Here is a 17,653-nt window from a genome sequence, read left to right as displayed (position 1 = left end):
GCGGTCCGGCCGGTTCGCCGGCTGGTGGCAGCGACGGCGGAGGCGATCCCCGCCGCGCCGAGCAGCGCCGGGATGGGTGGCGCGTCGATGCCGTAGAACGGGCGGCCGCGTGGGGTCGTGTCGGTCATGCCGGGACTCCTTTTCGTGGCTCAGCTCTTACACGCTGTCAGCATTCGCGAAGTCTTACATCATGTCAAGGATGGTGAAGCGGGTAGCCTGCCCGGTGATGAACGACGCGCCCGAGACCCGTCGCCGCCGGTCCGACGCCCGGCGCAGCATCGACGCCATCCTCACCGCGGCCCGCACGCTGCTCGGCCACCAGCCCGACGCCAGCATGGAGGAGATCGCCCAGGCGGCCGGCGTCACCCGCCAGACCGTTTACGCCCACTTCGCCTCGCGCGACGCGCTGATCACGGCGCTGATCGACGCCGCGGGCGCCGAGACCGTCGAGGCGATCGACGCCGCGCGGCTCGACACCGACCCGCCGGTCACCGCCCTGCGCCGGTATCTCGACATCGGCTGGCAGCTCATCCGCCGCTATCCGTACCTGCTCACGACGGCCCTCGCCCGGACCCCGCCCGGCAGCGAAGCCGCCCACGCGGCCGGCACGGACCACCTCGAGGGCATCATCCGGCGCGGGCAGGACACCGGCGACTTCGCGACCGCCCTGCCGTCCGGGTGGCTGGCTGTCGCCGTCGTCGGGCTGGCCCACACCGCCGCCGACCAGGTCGCCGCCGGACGTCTGGACGCCGATCAGGCGTACGCCGTCTTCTCCGAGAGCGCGCTCCGGCTCTGCGGCGTGCCGGTGCCGGGACCCGTACGCGACGAGTCCCGGCACCGGTCGTCCGCGGTTCAGCAGGGATCGATGGAGTAGACCGGGGACCAGCCCACGCCCGAGGCCTGTTCGGCGTACGCACCGGGCATGTGCCACGGAGCCTGGCCGTCCGCGAAGTAGAGCCACGGCTGTGTCCCGGAGGTCTGGTTGTTCTTCCAGGAGCCGGTGGTGAACCACGGGATCAGGGCGCCGACGTTGCAGTCCTCCAGCAGGAAGGCGTCGCCGGTGAACCACTGGGCGCTGTACGCGCAGAAGTACGTGTACGGGCACGGGATGGCCATCCGCGCGTCGGCCGTGGACGACAGCCCGCGCGGGTGTGCCTCACCCGGTACGGCCAGCAGCAGCACGTTGCCGCCGACCGTGATCTTGTCCGGGCCCACCTGGGTGGCGTCGCTGCCGAGCGCGGCCAGGTACTTGTCGGCCTTGGCCTGCAGGGCATCGGCCTGACCGGCGGTCAGCCCCGACGTCCGTCCCTGGGCCGCGAAGGTCGCACCCGCGGCGGACAGGGCGTGGCTCTTGCTGAGAGCACGGGCGGAGACGTCCACCTTGCCCGCGCGGCCGCTGTCCGGGCTCGCCTGCGCCGCGCTGCTCTGAGGCAGCACCACGAGCGCCGCCACGGCGGTCAGCGTGGCGAGGACCCCGGCGATGCCGCGGCCGTTCCGCCATCGCATCGGCTTTCTTTCCATCGTTCCCCCTCGATGATTTTCGGTGCCACCGGGCACCGGCCTGGATCCACGGTGCGGCGCGCGCCGAAGGCCGCACAAGGCTCCCGCCGGACCACGGGACGCTGGGACGAAAACCCGGTTCTGACCAGCGGGAACGCGACGGTCCGGGACACCGTCCCGGCCCCGTGCGCGCGGCGCAGTCCGCAAGGGGACAGTGGCACCGATGAATGGGTGCGACGCTGGGACGAGACAACCGCGCATCATCGATCGGGGGCGAGCGATGGCGGCGAGTGATCCACGTGCGGAGCTCGGACGGAGGCTGACCCGGCTCAAGGAACACGCCGGCCTCAGCTACCAGGCGCTCGGCAGCCGCACCCACCTGAGCAAGTCGGCGATCCACCGGTACTGCGCGGGCAGCTGCACCCCGGCCGACTTCGGCACCGTCGAACGGATCGGCCGGGCCACCGGTGCGAGCCGACCCGAGCTCGAAGGGCTCTTCGTGCTGTGGTCCCGGGCGGTGGCGTGCACCGAGACGGCGCACGCTCCCGATGCGAAACCCGGAGACACGGGCGTAGGCCAGGCGCGACCCCTGTGGCAGCGGCCGCGACGTGCCTCGGCCGTCGTGGGCCTGACCATGGTGCTCGGCGTCCTCGTCATCCTGAACGGTCTGCGCGGCGGCAACGATCCGGACCAGCCGGCCGGCGCCCCCGCGGCCCAGTGGGTCAGCGGGCCGACCTGGACGCTGCCGGCCGAGCCGGTGCCCGCGACGCTGTTCGGGGTGACGATCAACAGCGCGACCGGACACATGCCCGCGTTCACGGTGGGCGCGGTGCGGCTGTGGGACAGCGGCACGCTGTGGGCCACCCTTCAGCCGGAGCCCGGCCGCTTCGACTGGACCACGCTGGACCGGCAGGTCAAGGGAGCGGAGAGCGCGTCGCTACCCGTGCTGTTCGTGCTCGGCGGCACACCGGGCTGGGCCGCGCCGGCCGGTCCGCGGGCGCCCTACCCCGAGGACGCGCGCGCCGCGCCGCCGGACGACCCGGCCCGCTGGGACGCCTTCGTCTCCGCCCTGGTGCACCGGTACGCCGGCCGGATCGAGGCGTACGAGCTGTGGGTGCTCGCCACCGACCGCCACTTCTACAGCGGCAGCGTGGAGACCCTCGTCGACATGACCCGCCGCGCCGACCGGATCATCGAACGGGCGGACCCGCACGCCACCGTGGTCTGCCCCGGCATGGGCAACCTGTGGACCGACGAGGGCCGGCAGACGCTGCGCCGCTTCGCCGAGCTGGGCGGGTACGACCACTGTGACGTCGCCGGCATCAAGCTGCATCAGCGCAGCGCCGCCGATCCACCCGAGACGATGCTGCAACTCACCGATGCCGTGGACGGGATCCTGCACGCGGCCGGGGTGCACCCGCGGATCTGGAACACCGGGACGACGTACACGATCCCGCTGCAGGGCCGGCTCGACGAGGCCGCGGCCGTCAACCACGCGGTGCGCTTCTACCTGGTCGGTCTGCTGGCGCGGAACATCTTTCTCGAGCGCATGTACCTGTACAACTGGGGCGGCGCGAAGGTCCCGATCGTGCTTCAGGTCGACGGCGGTTCCCCCACGCCGGCGGCAAGGGCCGTCGAGACGCTGCAACGGTGGCTGGCGGGCGCACGGGTCTCCTCCTGCGGCCACGGTCCGGCCATCGACCTGCCGCCGAACGCCTGGCAGTGCCGGTTCACCCTCGCTGCCCGGAAGGACCCGGGCGCCGGAACGCACCGCACCCGCGCCACCATCCTCTGGACGCACGAGGGCACGGCGAGCTTCACCGCTGCGGCCGACATGGTCTCCGTCGAGCGCTTGGACGGCACGTCGGCGCCGGTGGCCGGAGGCTCGCCGCTGTCCATCGGCGAGGAGCCGGTCCTCGTCCGATACAGATCATGACGGTCCCCGGCGGACACGTACGGCCGACACTCACGGCTACCGGTGCAGCGCCCTCAGCCCGAGCACGGCCAGCCATGACCACCCGATCGCGATCGTCAGGCGCTGCCACAACCCGGCTGTCTCGGATACGCCTCCCGCGACGACGAACAGGACCGGTATTGCGCAGCCCGTCAGGATGCAGACCCAACGCCACCTTGATGTCGGCCGCCACCGCGACGCGGTGCAACACGCCAGCGTCAGTGACCCGAAGGCGACGATCGACACCGCGTTGTGGACGGACCCGTGCCACGTTGACTGGTCATGCGGTACGGGATCGGAGACGAAGACGCCGGCGGCGATCAGGCACACGCCGAAGACTCGGATCAGGCGGCCGGTCCACCGGCTGACCGTCCGGGACAGCCCGAATGACGATGCCGTGATCAGAAGTCCGGCCCCCGCGAAGTTGGCAATCTGGACCCAGCCGCCCGGACCGATTGCCGCCTCGCTGACGTAATCCCGAACCGGCTCGTAGCCCGGTTTCAGCGCGTCGTTGATGAGAAATACCAGAACAAACAAGATCGGCGCCAGAACGCCACCCCGAAGCAGGCTCCGCCGTCCGATCATCGGCGCACCATAGGCGCTGGTCGCTGTGAGAGCCCTGAGGGAGAGAAAGCTCGATCCCGGCCCTCAGATCACCAGGCCACGGTGCCCTGCGGGCTCGGCTGAAGGGTGCCGAGCAGCAGCGACTTCATGGTGATGTCGCTGTCGACGGCGGCCGGGAAGTCCTCCAGGGCGGCGACCACCCCGCGGCCCGACGACTCGAGGCTGCCGCGCAGCGTGTTGCCGGCCGGGCAGTCGCTGTCGTTCTTGTCGCAGGCCACCCACTTGATCCCCTGGAAGGCCCCGCCCCCGGGCCGCAGCACCATCGCCACGGCCTCACCGGGCTCGTCCACGCCCCGCGTCGGTACGTCCACCGCCTCATCCGCGGCGTTGTAGAGGCGGATCGTGACGCGGCCGTCGATCCGGCAGGACGTGTCCGACTCGTTGACCAGTGAGACGAGGCCCTTCTGCGTACCCGATGGCCCGAAGTTCTGTGCCGTGACCGTCAGGCTGGTGTCGGAGGTGCGGCAGGCCCGGACCGTCTTGGTCGGGCGCGGCGCCGGGACCACTACGTCCGCGTCGTCCGCCGGTCCGGTCGACGGCGCCGCGCTGGTGCGTGCGGGCCGGGCGGTGCGGCTGGGCGACCTCTGCCCGCTCGGCTTCGCAGCGCTGCTCGAGAGGGAAGCGGGCGGCGTCGATCCGGCGTCCGACGAGCCGAACAGCAGCTCGCGCGTCGGCGTCAGGGTCAGCAGGCCGGCCGCGGTCGCGACGACGGCCGCGGCCGCCAGGGCCGGAGCCGTACGCCCCCAGCGCCGCGACCCCACCCCCGTGGGCCGCGAGCCGGACAGCTGAACGGCTTCGGCGGCGCGCCGCACCTCCGGCCGTCCCGCAAGGCTCGCCGCGGACGGCGCGTCCCGGGTGTCGGCGGCCAGCAGCATGTCGAGCAGCTCCGCCGCGGTGGGCCGGAGCGCGGGATCCTTCGCCAGCGTCATCGCGACCAGGTCGCGCAGCGGCGCGGGCAGGCCGTCCAGCCGCGGCGGCTGGGTGAGGATCGCGCCGGCCGTCGCCGCCGCCGTGTCGCCGCCGAAGGGGGTACGGCCGGTGCCGGCGTACGCCACCACGACACCCCAGGCGAAGACGTCCGCGGCCGGGCCGGTGAGCCGGGCGGAGTCCGCCTCGAAGCGTTCCGGTGCCATGTACGCGACCGTGCCCACCATCTGGTCGGTGCGGGTGTGCCGGCTGGTGGCCTCGAACGCCCGGGCGATGCCGAAGTCGATCACCTTCGGGGCGCCCAGCGCGAACAGGACGTTGCTCGGCTTCAGGTCCCGGTGGATCACCCCGGCGCCGTGGATGGCGGCGAGCGCGGTCGCGACCCCCACCGCCACGCTGTGGAGGTTGCCGCCGGTCAGCGGGCCCTGGTCGGCGACGACCTCGGCCAGGCTGGGGCCGTCGACGTACTCGACCACCAGGTACGGCGTCTCGTGGTCGGGGTCGGCGTCGAGGAGCTCGGCGGTGCAGAACGGCGGGACCTGCCGTGCCCGGTTCACCTCGCTGCGGAACCGGGCCCGGAACTCGTCCTCGCCGGCGTACTCCGGTTTGACGACCTTGATGGCCACCGGCCGGCCGCCCGGGTCGCGCCCCAGGTAGACGGTGCCCATGCCGCCCTGGCCGAGGCGGCCCTCCAGGCGGTACGCCCCCAGCCGGCGCGGGTCGGTGGGTCGTAACGGTGCGTGTGTCGACATCGAAACGGATCTTACCGGGCATGATGGGGTGATGACGGTCGCCGATGTCTACGCCGCCTTCGCCGACCAGGAGGCGCGCGGGACCTCACCCCACTACGAACGTCTCGCCCGCGCGGTCTCGGGGGACGACGAGCTGCTCGGTCTCGTCCGCTCGCTGCCGCCGGACAAGTGGCAGCCCAACCTGCTCTTCGGCGTCGTACGCCTGCACGGCGGCCCGGTGGAGGACCCCGCCGCGTTCCGCGAGTATGTGCTCACCCACTGGCCCGCGATCGCCGCCGAGGTCCGCGTACGGATCACGCAGACGAACGAGGCCGGCCGCTGTGCCGTGCTGCTGCCCGTCCTGGCCACGCTGCCGCCGCCCCTCGCGCTGCTCGAGGTGGGTGCCTCCGCGGGCCTGTGCCTCTATCCCGACCGGTACGCCTACCGCTACGGCGACCACCACGTCGGCGACGGCTCGCCGGTGCTCGACTGCGCGGCCACGGGTACGCCGCTTCCGGACAGTGTCCCCGAGGTCGGGTGGCGCGCCGGACTGGACGTCAACCCGCTCGACGTCACCGACCCCGCGGACGTGGCGTGGCTCGACGCGCTCATCTGGCCGGAGCACGACCATCGCCGGGAGCGCCTGCGCGCCGCTGCTGCGGTCGCCGCGGCCGATCCGCCGGTGCTGGTCCGCGGCGATCTGCTCGACGACCTTCCCGCGCTGGCGGCCCGGGCGCCGGCCGGCGCGACGCTCGTCGTGTTCCACACCTCGGTGCTGTACCACGTGCCCCGGCCGCGCCGGGAAGCGTTCGCCGAGATGGTGCGGGCCCTGCCCGGGCACTGGGTGTCGAACGAGGCGGCGGACGTGATGGGTTACGCCGGCCTGCCGCGGCCGCCGGACGGCGGGTCGCTGCACAACGTGCTGGCCCTCGACGGCACGCCGCTGGCCTGGACCCGTTCGCACGGGCAGGCCATGACGTGGTTCGGGTGAGCCGTCAGCGGGCAGCGTCCTGGCGGAGTGCCGGGGCCGTTCGGCCGTCCGCGACCTGGCAACAGGCCCGCACCGGCCGCAATCGGCCCTGACCGGCCCGCAATCGGCCCGCACCCGTCGCTTCCGGGGCCGCGCGGACGTACGCTCGGCTCGTGGATCACATCGATGCGGTACGGACCCCCGCGTCCTGGGTCGTGGTGGGGCTCGACAACGGCGGCACCTGCAACAACGCGACGGTGCTGGACGCGACGGGCCAGTTCCTCGTCGACCGGCTCGTGGAGAACCCGAGCCGGGTGCAGGACGGGCCGGAGTCGGCGGTCGAGGCCCTCGCCGAGGCCTTCACCGGCATCCTCACGCTCACCAGCACCCCGTCGAGCCTGGTCCGCGCGGTCGGCCTGGACACCCCGGGCCCGGCCAGCGCCGACGGCGTGATCTCGTCCAAGGGCTCGACGAACTTCTCCCAGGTGTCCTGGCACGGCTTCGACATCCGCGGCGCGCTCGAGGCCCGCATCGGCCTGCCGGTGGTCTACAACAACGACGCCAACGCGGCGGCCCTGTACGCCCACCACCGCCACTTCGGCGCGGACGCCGCACACCGCTCCTCGGTCGCCGCGATCGTCGGCACCGGGCTGGGCGGCGGCGTGGTCGAGTGGGGCAAGGTCGTCAGCGGGGCCGCGGGCATGGCCGGCGAGCTCGGGCACGTGCAGATCCCGCTGCAGGACGTGCTCGAGCAGGGCCAGCCGATCCCGGTGTGCAACTGCGGGTTCGAGGGCGACGTCGAGAGCATCGCCTCGCTGACCGGCATCACCAAGAACCTCCTGCCGTACTGGCTGTCGCGCTATCCCGATCACCCGCTCGCCGCCGAGCCGATCGGCAAGGCGGCGAAGATGCTGCGCGGGTACGGCGAGAAGGACGACCCGCTGGCCCTCGCGGTCTTCGGCCAGCAGGCCAAGGCCATCGGCAAGCTGTTCACCATCGCGGCCAACTTCACCGACCCGTCCGCGTACTTCCTCGGCGGGGGCGTGGTGGAGGCGGCGCCGCATTTCCGACAGTGGTTCCTCAACACCGTCCGTGAGCACACCAAACTGCGCCGCGAGCAGCAGGCCGCGGCCACGTTCGCCCTGGTGCCGGACCTGGACATGGCCGGCGCCCGCGGTGCGGCGGTGGCGGCGCTGGAGACCGTGCCGCCGCAGTGATTGCCCGAAGGGGACACACACCTGTTAAGCCTTATCGATCGCCCTAGATATTGATCACCCTCTTCAGTAGCGTCCCCCTTGCCGTCCGTGGCGGGGGCCCCGGACGCGCTGAAGGGGGATACCTGATGCGACGAAGCATCGCGACCGTCGGTGCGGTCGTGCTCGGCCTGGCAACCCTCCTGCCGGGCGTGGCACACGCCGCTCCGAACCCGTCCGAGCCGGGGCTCAGCCCCGCCGACCAGGCCTCACTGACCGCCGGGCTCCCGGTGGCTCCGAAGGCCGCCCCGGGCAAGAAGCCCGCCGGCCCGAACCCGTTCCTCTCGCTGCTGCCCGACGCGAGCAAGGCCGACTACAGCAGCTGGGCGGCGTACCTGAACAAGCAGGCCACCGCGAAGGCCGCGGCCCGGCTGAAGGCGCAGGGGGCGCCCTCGGCCGCGGCGAAGGCCGCCGCCGCCGTGGTGGACGAGGACGAGCCGGACGGCACGCTCGGCTCCAACGAGACCCCCGCGAACGCGCAGCGGATCTCGATCTTCGGCACCGGCTCCGGCCAGAACCCGGCGATCCGCATCCTCGGCTCGCTCGACAACGAGTCGGTCACGCCGGTCACCCGGGCGGCCACGCCCGAGGACGACGGCTCCATCCCGCTCGCCGGCGACACCGGCATCGGCGGGAGCCGCCGGGCGATCGTCACGTCGGCCGAGATCGGTGACGGCCCGCACGGCTCCGCCGGCACGGGCACCAACGACTTCGACTTCTACAAGCTCACCGCGGCCGCCGGCCAGACCGTCACGGTCGCCACCGCCACGCCGACCGGCGACCTCGACACGATCGTCGTGCTCTACACCGCCGACGGCACGCCGGTCGCCTCCGACGACGACTCCGGCCCCGACTTCGACAGCCGCCTGACGTATTCGGTGCCCGCCGCGGGCACGTACTACGCCGTCGTCGCGTCGTACAGCGGGCTGCCGGCCGACCCGTTCGACCCGGCCAGCGGTGACGGCGGGGCGGGCGAGGGCCCGTACACGGTGACGATCTCGGCGGCCGCCGCCGACCGGGACTTCTTCGCCGTCAAGCTCAAGCCCGGTGACGTGCTCGGCGCCTCGGTCAAGGGCTCGCCGTCGTACCTGACGGTGTACGACACCGTGCCGCGTGAGGTGCACGGGTCCAACCAGGACGCCACGTTCATCTACCCGGTGGACTCCAAGCTGCCGGGCGGCGGCAACGCGGCCACCGACTACGTCGCGACCAAGGCGGGCTGGCACTACGTCGGCGTCGCCGAGGGCAGCGGCAGCTACGACATCACGGTGGAGGCGTACCGGCCGCCGCTGCAGGGCACGCGGCCCAACCAGACGCTGTTCCTCGACTTCGACGGGGCCCGGGTCAACACCGGCATCTTCGACGGTACGGGCAACGTCACGCTGAGCCCGTTCTCGGCGTTCCTGGCGCGCTGGGGCCTCACCCGGGCGCAGGAGGACGAGGTGATCGACCGGATCGTCGCGGGCGTCACCGAGAACCTGAAGCAGGACCTCATCGACAGCGGCCTCAACAGCCGGTTCAAGCTGAAGATCCTGAACAGCAAGGACGACGCGGACCCGTGGGGCCAGAAGAACGTCAGCCGCATCGTCATCGGCGGCACGATCGAGGAGTCCGGCGTCAGCACGATCGGCATCGCGCAGAGCATCGACCCGGGCAACTTCGAGACCGAGGAGACCGCCCTGGTGCTGCAGGACGTGCTGAGCGACCCGGCGGGCGGGCCGGCCTCGCTGAACACGTACCTGACCGACGCCAGTGACCGGGTCGCCTTCGTCAGCCAGGCGATCGCGAACGTGACCTCGCACGAGGCGGGCCACTTCTTCGGCGACTGGCACACCGACAACTCCGACGACGTGCCCAACCTGATGGACTCCGGCGGCGCCAACTTCGACGTGCTCTTCGGCGTCGGGCCGGACGGCATCGGCGGCACGGCGGACGACGCGGACGTGGACTTCGGCGACGACCGGTTCAGCCCGGCGGAAGGCTTCATCGGTACGGAGGACACGCTCGGCCGGATCGTCTTCGGCCTCACCAGCTGATCGGTCCGCGCACGCACGGCGCCCCGGGGGTTCCCCGGGGCGCCTTCGCGTTCGGCGAGCTTACGCTTCAACCCGTACGCTGGCGTTTGGTGTCCTTCTTCTGGTGGGCCGGTCGTTGATGGCCTGGCCGGTGACCGGTACGAGTCCTACGTCATAGCGGGTTGCGGTGTGCCGATTGCGAGAGCCGGGCGGCCCGGGACCGGGTTTGCTCGGTTCAGGTGCACGCGCTGGCGAGACGCCGGTCGCGCGCAGGTTCCGAAACCCCCGCCGCACTCGGGCCGGGGCGAGCGGGTACCAGGCGGCCGTCCGCCGTCCTCGGAACGGCAAGCCGGCCAGCTGCCGGCTCGGCGTTCCACGTCGATGCGGCCGTGGTTGAGCGCTTCATACAACGCGCCGTGGCCACGTCGGTGCTCCGGAGCCAGGAACAACCCGACCAGGGTCTTGACCGGACCGTCGGTGCACAGCAGCGCGTCGGTCAGCTCGAACAAGGCGTCCGCCCGCCGGGTCACGCATCGGTAGAGCTCCTCACGGAAATCCGCCAACACACCGATCGCTTCTGCTCGGTCGGCCATGGCCGCCACAACGATTATCGGTAGCTGCGGACAAGGCTGAGCTTGCCGAAGCGTCAATTACGTAGGCACCGCATGATGCTCGAGTCACGGCATCCGGCTGGGAGACAGACTTGACGGGTACACGGATCTGGCACCCCTCTAAGTCAAGTGTTGATCATGAGGGCTGTTTTAGGCTGTGGGTTGGCGGGTCCGGGAGTGACTTCTCCGAAGTGCCGATCATGGGGATTTGATCGGCCGCGCTGGATTGCAGAGTCGCCCCCACGTGTCCTCCCGGGCCCGTCGTAAGCCGCTTGGCGTCGGCGAGCATCTGCCGGTAGACGATGTCGGACAGTCGCCGTTTGAGGCAGCGCATGGCTTCCATCGGGGTCTTGCCGGCGGCGAGTTTGCGCCGGTAGTAGGCGCGGCCTTCGGTGTCACGGCGAAGTTGAACGACGGCCATGATGTGCAAAACGCGGTTGATGCGCCGGTTGCCGGCGCGGGAGAGTCGGTGCCGGTTCTGGTCGCCGGACGATGCGTCCAGCGGAGCGGTGCCGTTCCAGGATGCGACGTGGGCGCGGCTGGTGAACCGGCCGATGTCACCGATGTCGCCGAGCAGGCGGGCGGCGCCGGATGGGCCGATGCCGTTCAGTTCCTGCAGGGTGCTGCCGGTGCTGTGGACCAGATCGGTGAGTTCGGCGTTGGCGATTTCGATCTTCTTGTCGATCACGGTGAGTTCGTGGATCAGTTCAGAGGCCAGCCACCGGCGGGTCTTGCCGACGACGTCACGGGGGCGCACGGTGTTCAGAAGTGCGCGGGCCTGCTGCGCGGACAGGAACTTCTTGGCGCCGCCGGGAACGAGCTCGAGCAGCAGGTGGTGCAGTCGACTGACGGTCTCGGTGCGGGCGCGGCCGAGTTGGTCACGGCGGTCGACCAGCAGCCGCAACGCCACTGTGGTGTCGTCCACGACGACTTGCCGCAGGCCGTCGGTGCGCAGAGCGACCACGGCGACGCTGCGGGCGTCGACCGGGTCGGTCTTGCGGCTCTGGCCGGTGGCGAAGACCCGGGCCCGGGCGGACAGCTTCGCTGGGACGTCCAGTACGGTCTCGCCGTCGGCGACCAGGCGTTGGGCGACGTGCCGGCCGATGCCGTTGCAGCCCTCGACCGCCCACACCCGGTCGTTGTGTTGACGGCCGGCGGCCAGCATGGCTTTGTAGCCGTCACGGTCGGTGCCGAAGCGGCCTTGACCGACGGCTTGCTCACGCTCGTTGATGATCTCGATGGTGGCGGAGCGCTTGTGCGGATCCACACCGATGACGACCCGGGCCATGCCGTTTCCTTCCTCGATCCCGACAGGACTGCCGGCGAGGAGAGCACCGCTACTTTGAGCTGGGCAGACCCCTCTCGAGCCTCTCCGCGCCGCGGTGACCGGCAGGCGCATGCCAAATCTGAGCCACACCAAGACGCGGGTAGGCAGCCGAATTGAGAGCGACTCCGCCGGTCACCTCGACCATGCCTGGCCGGGCGCGGTTGTGCCACCAGTCAACAAGTAGCCGAGATGAGTGCGTGGCGCACCCGGAACTATCGCATAGGAGGTGTGGACGCGCGGCGGCGCCGCTAAGCGCGGATTCTTCTTATCCAACGGCCCCGCAGATCTTGCCTCCGCCAGCCACGGGGCGGCACCCCATCTACCGTTTGTGCAGATTCGGAGCCTCACGTGGCCCGAACAACGTGACGGCAAGGACACCCATCGGCAGCGGCGCGCAGAGAACCCAGAAGCTCGCGTCAGGCCCGAGCCAGCCGGCGACATGGCCGACCCAGACAAAGGGAATGGCCCAGCAAGAGGTGCGCTCATCTGCGGCGGATATCGCGCGGCCTGGGCGGCGTTCGCGGGGCCGTGGATGAGCGCCGGTCACCGCGGCGTTCGGGGTGAACGTGGCTCCCGCCTCGCTACATCGCGGGGAGCCGTGAACAACTCTCGCTTCGAAGTCGCCACCACCGCCCGCCTTCCCCAGCAGTGCTCGGCTCACCGGCAGCATCGTTTCGACGACGCCACGCGCCCTGGCGGCCTGGAGCACGCGGCCTTGACCAAGAGTCCTTGGCCAACATACCTTGGCTAAGTGGCCGCTCAGCATCGGAAGCAGATCACCGACCCTCAGGCCTTGCGCGCGCTGGCCCATCCGATTCGACTCAAGTTGCTCGAACTGCTGACCGTGGATGGTCCAGCGACCGGTAGAAGGCTGGCGGATCTGACCGGCGAGTCGACGGCATCGGTCAGCTATCACGTCGGCCAACTGGCGAAATGGGGCCTTGTCGAGCCGGCCCTCCATCTGGCGCGTGGGCGCGAGCGACCGTGGCAGGCCACCAGCCGCGGGATCACCTGGACCGCGACCGGGGACGGCTCGCCGGAGTTCGCGGCCGCTTCCCGAGCACTGCGCGAGCACTTCATAGCCCACCGACTCGCCGCCCTCGACGAATTCCAGCGTCACGAGGACGAGTTCGATGTGACCTGGCGGGAAGCCGCCTGGCTCGGCGAGGACATGGGCTACCTCGACCCCGACGAACTTACCGAAGCGACCGAGCGGATCAAAGCCGTCATCGCGGAGTACACGGACCCCGCCCGGCCCCGCAAACGGGGCGCCCGCCAGGTCGCCTTCTTCGCCTATGCCGTTCCGACCTACGACGGTCCCAGCTGATGCTGCGCACACCCGGCCTGCTGGCGCTGTTCACCGCGAAGCTGCTGTCCACGTTCGGGTCCTGGTTGACCATTCTGGCGCTCCCGTGGTTCGTGCTGATCACCACCGGATCGCCGGTGAAGATGAGCCTGGTGCTGACCGCCGAGTTCGTGGGCGTGGTGGCCCTCGGACTGCCCAGCGGCAAGCTGATCGCTCGACTGGGCGCGCGGCGAACCATGCTGATCGGCGATGCGGCCCGCGGGCCGTTGATGGCGTCGATACCGCTGCTGCACCTGGCCGGTGGACTGAGCCTGCCGGTCCTGCTCGCGGTGTCGTTCGGGCTCGGCGTGTTCACCACGCCGTATGTGTCGTCGCAACGGCTGATCCTTCCCGAACTGCTGGGGCCGGTGCGGGGCACCGATGAAAGGCTCCTTGGCCGCGCCAACAGCCTCATCGACGGCGCAACCAGGTTCGCCGCGCTTGCCGGCCCCGCGGTCGGAGGCGTGCTGATCGCGCTGCTCGGCCCGTCAGAGGTCCTCTGGATCGACGCCGCGACATATCTGGTGTCCTTCATCATCGTGCTCGTCTTCGTGCGACCCCGCGCCGGGCGGCCCGCCACGAGCGAGCGGACAACCCCTGCGAGCGGCAGCGGCTTTCGCGACGTGCTGGGCGACCCGGCCCTGCGTCTCCTCGGCGCCGCACTGGCCCTTGTGACACTCGCAGTCCCGGCAGTCTTCCTCTGCCTGCCCGTGCTGGTCCTGAACAACCTCGGCGGTGATCCCCGCACGTTAGGGCTGCTCACGGCGACCAACGGTGCCGGCCTTGCGCTCGGCAGCCTGGTCGCGATCACCGCGCTGAGCCGGATGGGCATTGCCGCCCTCACCACGGCTGCGGCGTTGCTCGCCCTGCCGCTGTGGCTGCTCCTCGCCCAACGGCCGGTCATCGTGGCCATCGGATTGTTCCTGACCGGCCTGGCCACGCCAATACTCGCGGCGACGCTGATCACGCGCTTCACGTTGCGTACCGCACCTGACCGCAGACCGCACGTTCTGGCCGCCGTCACGACCACCGAAAACCTGGCCGGCTTCGTCGCTTCCGTATCCGTGGGCCCCGCCCTGCAATTCGCCGGTACACGCCCAGTTTTCGCCACCATCGCGGCCTAGGCGAGCGCGGGCGCGGCGATGTTCATCGCAGGACTGCGAGCAACACCCACCACATCCCTCGCCACCACTGAACGCTGCGCGACCAGCAACGCCCCTAAGAACGCTGTACCTGACGATGACTCCGCCGACGCGCACTCAAGTAGCCGCCGACAGTGAGCGCTTGGACTGCGGGCCAGCCGGGCAGTGGCTGGCTGCCGGGCTCGCTGTTGCGCGATTCAGCCGTACGGTCGGGTGCGCTCACTCACAGGCCTTCAGGCAGTTCTTGATCCGAGTTGCCGCGTCGGCCGGCGAGATATTAGTTACATCAATCTTGATGGCGTCGAGCTCATCATATAGCGGCAGGCGCGCCAGGCTGAGCTCAATAATTTCCGGTCTTCGTTTTCCGGCTGCGATGTCGCGGCTCAATCTTTCCGACAGGGCCTCCTCATTGCTGACGAGCGAAAACTGTGGACCGTGCAGTCTCCATGATTCAGATTCGCTACAAGATCGTCCAGTATCCGCTGCTCATGGAGCACCCAGCAGAAGATGACGTTGTCGAACTCCGAGCAGTCGAGGAACCCGTTGAGCAAGTGAGCAATATTGCTCTCCACCATCCGTATCGTCTCCTCCGTGACGACGAACGGACGCGTGTCCCAACACCAGTCACCGTCGAGAAATACGTTCCGTGGGAGTATCTCCTGCAGTTCGCGACAGGTCGCGGTCTTGCCGACCCCCATCGTGCCGCCGACGATGACCAGGTTCTTCATCAACCCAGTCTTTCATGGACGATCATGCGTCGCTGTCACGTACTCTCCTGCCGCCGATAATGGGCGCTAAGGGCACCGGTCAGCGGCGGTCAGCCGGGCGTAGCAACACCGCGTACAGGTCACGGGAGCCGGGCTCGTGGACGTTGCCATCGCCGTCGCGCCCGAGCGGAGCGGACTCGCCGGCAGTTGGGAAGTACCAGACCTCCTCCACGTCGGCCAGTGGCAGACAGTCGACTCCACCCGCTCCGTCGCTTGCGACGACAACGATGGCCTCGTCTGGCAGATCGGCGAGGATGGACCGCAGGCCGGCGACGGTGATCGTCCCGAGTGTGAGCATCGGGTCTACTCGAGCATTCTGATCCCGCACATAGGTGTTTTCTTCAGGGCCCACTGCGTCTCCGCTCGTCGTGAGGCTGCGGCCGTCGGTTCCCCCAGACACGGGGTGCAGGACTTCGGAACATTGCCGGCTCCTGCCCAGTCTCGGGGCCGCGGCGCGGCCCTTTCCAAGCTTCGCACTGTCATGCCGCAGACAAGGCGCGCTGGGTCCAATCGCTGCCTGTGCCCAGCGCGTGGCCGACGTGCACCGTCGTCACCCTTGACGACGCAGCGAACTCTCCGCAGCGACGCCGGCGGTGGAGCGGGAGGTTAACCGGCAAGCTAAGGTGACCTCCGTGAACACCGGGCCGGCGATACGCCATTCACGGACGGGCTCTCCGGTGGACCGCTGACGGCAGGACGGGCGCGAGGACCTCCGGTGCTTCGAGCACCGAGCGTCCATCGTCGTACCGAGACCATCAGCGAGGTTCATCAGTGACAGTCACGTTCAACCACACCATCATCGCGTCGAAGGACCGGGCCGAGTCGGCCCGCTTCTTCCGGGACCTGCTCGAGGTCCCGGAGGCCCCGTCCTGGGGTGTCTTCACCAACATCCAGCTCAGCGACGGCGTGCTGCTGCAGTTCGCCGAGCCGCCGGTCGAGATCCAGATGCAGCACTACGCGTTCCTGCTGGACGACGACCTGTTCGACCGGGCGCTGCGGCGGCTGCGGGACGGCGGCGTCGTGCACTGGGCCGATCCGCAGATGCGCCGCCCGGGCGAGATCAACCACGAGCACGGCGGCCGGGGCGTCTACTTCAAGGACCCCTCCGGTCACGCCATCGAGCTGATCACCCGGCCGTACCTGTAGGGCAGTCCCGGGTGGGGCCACGGCCGTGGCCCTACCCGGTGGCCGCCAGGAAGTCCGAGTAGAAGAGGCCGAGGCCGGCGGCCACGCAGACGCCGGCCACGGTCCAGAACCGCACCACGATGTTGACCTCGCTCCACCCGGCCAGCTCGAAGTGGTGGTGCAGCGGCACCATCCGGAAGACCCGCCGGCCGGTGGTCCGGTAGGAGACGATCTGGATCACCCAGGTGATCGTGATGATGAAGAAGAGACCGCCGATCAGGATCGAGAGCAGCGTGGTGCGGGTCGCCACCGCGAGCCCGCCGATCAGGGCGCCGAGCCCGAGCGCGCCCACGTCGCCCATGAAGATGCGGGCCGGGGACGTGTTCCACCACAGGAAGCCCACGCAGGCGCCGGCGGCCGCGGCGGCGATCATCGCGATCTCGAGGGGGTCGCGGGTCTGGTAGCAGTACTCGTTCGCGCGGGCGTACATCTCGTCGGCGCACCAGTGCCGGTACTGCCAGTACCCGATCAGCGCGTACGCGCCGAGCACCAGCGTCGACGCGCCGGTCGCCAGCCCGTCGAGGCCGTCGGTGAGGTTGACGCCGTTGGACATCGCCGTGATCACGAAGACGAAGGCGATCACCGCGCCGACCTTGCCGACGTCCAGCCAGCCGATGTCCCGGATGAACGAGACGTTCTCGCTGATGACGGTCTGGCCGCCGGTGCTCGCCACGGAGAGCGCGGCGATGCCGAACCCGATGCCGATGACCGCCTGGCCGAGCAGCTTGCCCCGGGCGGACACGCCGTCGGAGTTGCGCTTGCGGACCTTGAGGAGGTCGTCGACGAAGCCGACCGCCCCGCACGAGACGAACAGTCCGAGCAGGACGAGGGCCGTCATCGTCGGCTTCTCCTGGGCGATCTGCCGCTCCGGCAGCGTGATCAGCGCGACGTGCCCCGCGACGTACGCCACGAGCGTCGCCAGGATGAACACGACGCCCCCCATCGCCGGGGTGCCCTTCTTGCCCTCGTTCGAGGCGAGCCCGAGGGCGCGGATCGGCTGCCCGGCCTTGAGCGCGCTGAAGACCCGGATCGCGACCGGTGTGACGAACAGCGAGACGATGAACGCGACCGCGGCCGCGACGATGACCGCCCTCACGGGCGGGCCTCCACAAGATCCGGATCATTCACGGGGCACGATCCTGCCATCCGGCGGCGGCCGCCGCCGCCCGGACCCCCGGTTCCTCAGTCCTTGAGCGCGGTCTCCACGCAGCCACAGTCCCACGACGACGCGAAGTTCAAGGCGCTCGGCGAGCCGGGCTGGATCGGTCCCGTGCGGTTCTAGCAGCCAGTCACCCGACAGGA

Annotated in this window: 17 protein-coding genes; 8 read left to right on the top strand and 9 right to left on the bottom strand. The window is 70.3% G+C overall.

Annotated features, from left to right (window positions below):
- Positions 1–199 precede the first annotated feature (199 nt).
- A complete protein-coding gene (locus IT780_RS18765; RefSeq protein ID WP_199512892.1) occupies positions 200–874 on the top strand; it encodes a TetR/AcrR family transcriptional regulator in 675 nt (224 codons plus the stop codon).
- Here the strand turns inward: IT780_RS18765 and IT780_RS18760 are convergent.
- Entirely contained in the window at positions 853–1,506 is a 654-nt protein-coding gene (locus tag IT780_RS18760) for a hypothetical protein (protein WP_199512891.1), read from the bottom strand. The genes IT780_RS18765 and IT780_RS18760 overlap by 22 nt on opposite strands.
- Before the next feature lie 274 nt (positions 1,507–1,780).
- Here IT780_RS18760 and IT780_RS18755 point away from each other — a divergent pair, with 274 nt between their 5' ends.
- Positions 1,781–3,436, top strand: coding sequence for a helix-turn-helix domain-containing protein (locus IT780_RS18755; protein WP_199512890.1), 1,656 nt, complete (start codon positions 1,781–1,783; stop codon positions 3,434–3,436).
- A gap of 36 nt (positions 3,437–3,472) precedes the next feature.
- On the opposite strand, the gene IT780_RS18750 is transcribed toward IT780_RS18755, so the two are convergent.
- Complete coding sequence (locus IT780_RS18750) at positions 3,473–4,039, bottom strand: DUF998 domain-containing protein (protein ID WP_199512889.1); 567 nt, start codon at positions 4,037–4,039, stop codon at positions 3,473–3,475.
- A 68-nt stretch (positions 4,040–4,107) separates the two neighbouring features.
- Positions 4,108–5,757, bottom strand: coding sequence for a serine/threonine protein kinase (locus tag IT780_RS18745; RefSeq protein WP_199512888.1), 1,650 nt, complete (start codon positions 5,755–5,757; stop codon positions 4,108–4,110).
- A gap of 31 nt (positions 5,758–5,788) precedes the next feature.
- On the opposite strand from IT780_RS18745, the gene IT780_RS18740 reads away from it, so the two are divergent.
- The 3 genes from IT780_RS18740 to IT780_RS18730 all read left to right on the top strand — a co-directional run bounded on the left by IT780_RS18740 (position 5,789) and on the right by IT780_RS18730 (position 9,995).
- A complete protein-coding gene (locus tag IT780_RS18740) occupies positions 5,789–6,727 on the top strand; it encodes a DUF2332 domain-containing protein (RefSeq protein ID WP_199512887.1) in 939 nt (312 codons plus the stop codon).
- A 152-nt stretch (positions 6,728–6,879) separates the two neighbouring features.
- The gene (locus IT780_RS18735; protein WP_199512886.1) at positions 6,880–7,923 is read left to right on the top strand and encodes an ROK family protein; all 1,044 of its coding nucleotides are present in this window, start codon (positions 6,880–6,882) and stop codon (positions 7,921–7,923) included.
- Positions 7,924–8,048: 125 nt separating this feature from the next.
- Positions 8,049–9,995 (top strand): PPC domain-containing protein, encoded by a 1,947-nt coding sequence (locus IT780_RS18730; protein ID WP_199512885.1) that lies wholly within the window; start codon positions 8,049–8,051, stop codon positions 9,993–9,995.
- Between the two features lie 146 nt (positions 9,996–10,141).
- Here the strand turns inward: IT780_RS18730 and IT780_RS43480 are convergent, their stop codons facing one another.
- Positions 10,142–10,567, bottom strand: coding sequence for a transposase (locus IT780_RS43480; RefSeq protein WP_233413071.1), 426 nt, complete (start codon positions 10,565–10,567; stop codon positions 10,142–10,144).
- Positions 10,568–10,721: 154 nt separating this feature from the next.
- Positions 10,722–11,873 (bottom strand): IS110 family RNA-guided transposase, encoded by a 1,152-nt coding sequence (locus IT780_RS18720; protein ID WP_199512884.1) that lies wholly within the window; start codon positions 11,871–11,873, stop codon positions 10,722–10,724.
- Positions 11,874–12,663: 790 nt separating this feature from the next.
- On the opposite strand from IT780_RS18720, the gene IT780_RS18715 reads away from it, so the two are divergent.
- The gene (locus IT780_RS18715) at positions 12,664–13,239 is read left to right on the top strand and encodes a winged helix-turn-helix domain-containing protein (protein WP_199512883.1); all 576 of its coding nucleotides are present in this window, start codon (positions 12,664–12,666) and stop codon (positions 13,237–13,239) included.
- Positions 13,239–14,381 carry an MFS transporter gene (locus IT780_RS18710; protein ID WP_199512882.1) on the top strand — a complete coding sequence of 381 codons (1,143 nt, stop codon included), beginning with the start codon at positions 13,239–13,241 and terminating at the stop codon, positions 14,379–14,381. The genes IT780_RS18715 and IT780_RS18710 overlap by 1 nt, the downstream gene beginning before the upstream one ends.
- 237 nt (positions 14,382–14,618) lie before the next feature.
- Here IT780_RS18710 and IT780_RS18705 read toward each other — a convergent pair whose 3' ends face one another.
- The 3 genes from IT780_RS18705 to IT780_RS18695 form a co-directional block, all read right to left on the bottom strand.
- Entirely contained in the window at positions 14,619–14,786 is a 168-nt protein-coding gene (locus tag IT780_RS18705; RefSeq protein WP_199512881.1) for a hypothetical protein, read from the bottom strand.
- Positions 14,783–15,127 (bottom strand): ATP-binding protein, encoded by a 345-nt coding sequence (locus tag IT780_RS18700; RefSeq protein WP_199512880.1) that lies wholly within the window; start codon positions 15,125–15,127, stop codon positions 14,783–14,785. The genes IT780_RS18705 and IT780_RS18700 overlap by 4 nt, the downstream gene beginning before the upstream one ends.
- Positions 15,128–15,206: 79 nt before the next feature.
- Positions 15,207–15,464: a hypothetical protein gene (locus IT780_RS18695; protein WP_199512879.1), complete on the bottom strand. Its 258-nt coding sequence runs from the start codon at positions 15,462–15,464 to the stop codon at positions 15,207–15,209.
- Positions 15,465–15,937: 473 nt separating this feature from the next.
- On the opposite strand from IT780_RS18695, the gene IT780_RS18690 reads away from it, so the two are divergent.
- Positions 15,938–16,312: a VOC family protein gene (locus IT780_RS18690; protein WP_199512878.1), complete on the top strand. Its 375-nt coding sequence runs from the start codon at positions 15,938–15,940 to the stop codon at positions 16,310–16,312.
- Positions 16,313–16,343: 31 nt separating this feature from the next.
- On the opposite strand, the gene mraY is transcribed toward IT780_RS18690, so the two are convergent.
- Positions 16,344–17,447, bottom strand: a complete 1,104-nt coding sequence (mraY, locus tag IT780_RS18685; RefSeq protein WP_199512877.1) for a phospho-N-acetylmuramoyl-pentapeptide-transferase — start codon at positions 17,445–17,447, stop codon at positions 16,344–16,346.
- Between the last annotated feature and the right edge of the window lie 206 nt (positions 17,448–17,653).

It is taken from the genome of Nucisporomicrobium flavum (assembly GCF_016464385.1).
Taxonomy (GTDB): domain Bacteria; phylum Actinomycetota; class Actinomycetes; order Mycobacteriales; family Micromonosporaceae; genus Actinoplanes; species Actinoplanes flavus_A.
Note: the sequence above shows the minus strand (reverse complement) of the source record. Positions and strands in the feature narration are given on the sequence as shown.

What these genes read in the sequence shown, in the direction of transcription:
- IT780_RS18765 (WP_199512892.1), top strand. Translation starts at nt 200, where the DNA reads ATGGTGAAGCGGGTAGCCTGCCCGGTGATGAACGACGCGCCCGAGACC.
- IT780_RS18760 (WP_199512891.1), bottom strand. Translation starts at nt 1,506, where the DNA reads ATGCGATGGCGGAACGGCCGCGGCATCGCCGGGGTCCTCGCCACGCTG.
- IT780_RS18755 (WP_199512890.1), top strand. Translation starts at nt 1,781, where the DNA reads ATGGCGGCGAGTGATCCACGTGCGGAGCTCGGACGGAGGCTGACCCGG.
- IT780_RS18750 (WP_199512889.1), bottom strand. Translation starts at nt 4,039, where the DNA reads ATGATCGGACGGCGGAGCCTGCTTCGGGGTGGCGTTCTGGCGCCGATC.
- IT780_RS18745 (WP_199512888.1), bottom strand. Translation starts at nt 5,757, where the DNA reads ATGTCGACACACGCACCGTTACGACCCACCGACCCGCGCCGGCTGGGG.
- IT780_RS18740 (WP_199512887.1), top strand. Translation starts at nt 5,789, where the DNA reads ATGACGGTCGCCGATGTCTACGCCGCCTTCGCCGACCAGGAGGCGCGC.
- IT780_RS18730 (WP_199512885.1), top strand. Translation starts at nt 8,049, where the DNA reads ATGCGACGAAGCATCGCGACCGTCGGTGCGGTCGTGCTCGGCCTGGCA.
- IT780_RS43480 (WP_233413071.1), bottom strand. Translation starts at nt 10,567, where the DNA reads ATGGCCGACCGAGCAGAAGCGATCGGTGTGTTGGCGGATTTCCGTGAG.
- IT780_RS18720 (WP_199512884.1), bottom strand. Translation starts at nt 11,873, where the DNA reads ATGGCCCGGGTCGTCATCGGTGTGGATCCGCACAAGCGCTCCGCCACC.
- IT780_RS18710 (WP_199512882.1), top strand. Translation starts at nt 13,239, where the DNA reads ATGCTGCGCACACCCGGCCTGCTGGCGCTGTTCACCGCGAAGCTGCTG.
- IT780_RS18700 (WP_199512880.1), bottom strand. Translation starts at nt 15,127, where the DNA reads ATGAAGAACCTGGTCATCGTCGGCGGCACGATGGGGGTCGGCAAGACC.
- IT780_RS18695 (WP_199512879.1), bottom strand. Translation starts at nt 15,464, where the DNA reads ATGCTCACACTCGGGACGATCACCGTCGCCGGCCTGCGGTCCATCCTC.